This window comes from Psychrobacter sp. 1U2, from assembly GCF_051847575.1.
Map to the genome: position 1 here is coordinate 1 of NZ_JBPYDC010001090.1, position 710 is coordinate 710.

A 710-nucleotide genomic window follows, 5' to 3' on the forward strand; every position below is an offset into this window, starting at 1 on the left:
TAAGAGCTATATTTTAGATAGGATAGATAACCAGTCGTCTATCCATACCGACAAAAGTAACTTTGCTACCTCTAAAGACACTGCTAGCGCACAACTGTTAACGTACGAGACACCAATAGATATTCGTTTAATAAATGAGCAAGGTCAGTTTTTGGGTTTAGGTGCCGTTAGTCTCAATGGACGGTTGCAACCAAAGAAGTTGATTCAACGTTAAGGTTATTTTTCTAAACTATCTTATAGACAATTCCTGAGCAGCTTACTAACAGTTTACATTAATCACATATCGTCACATTTTATTGCAGGTTTCGCCTATGGTGAAACCTGTTTTTTTTGTACATTAGTTAAGTCAGCTAAGGAAAGTGACAGGGAAGGATAAATAAAATAACAAAGCTCAATGGTAAAATTAATCTATAAAAACAAAAACTTAATTTGATAATAAAAAAATCTTATGGGAAGGGCTTCATATAAGAAATATAACAGGTAATAGCTTTAGCAGGGCACGGACGACTAATAGATCACTGAGGATGAATAATAGAAAATACTTAATAATAATAAAAAATTATGATAAATAGAGTTATTAGTTAATTTATTCACATAAATTCCCAATCGTTAAATAAGGAATAATATGAAAACCGTCGCTTTTTTATTACACAATAATTTTGAGCAAGCAGAATATGAAGACGTAAATAACCAGTTGAAAGACAAAGGTT

General features: G+C 31.5%; 1 protein-coding gene. It reads left to right on the forward strand.

Annotated features, from left to right (window positions below):
• Positions 1-214 (forward strand): tRNA pseudouridine(55) synthase TruB (locus tag ACS8FD_RS20550; RefSeq protein ID WP_439277229.1); only part of this gene is annotated, 214 nt, incomplete at its 5' end.
• Positions 215-710 lie beyond the last annotated feature (496 nt).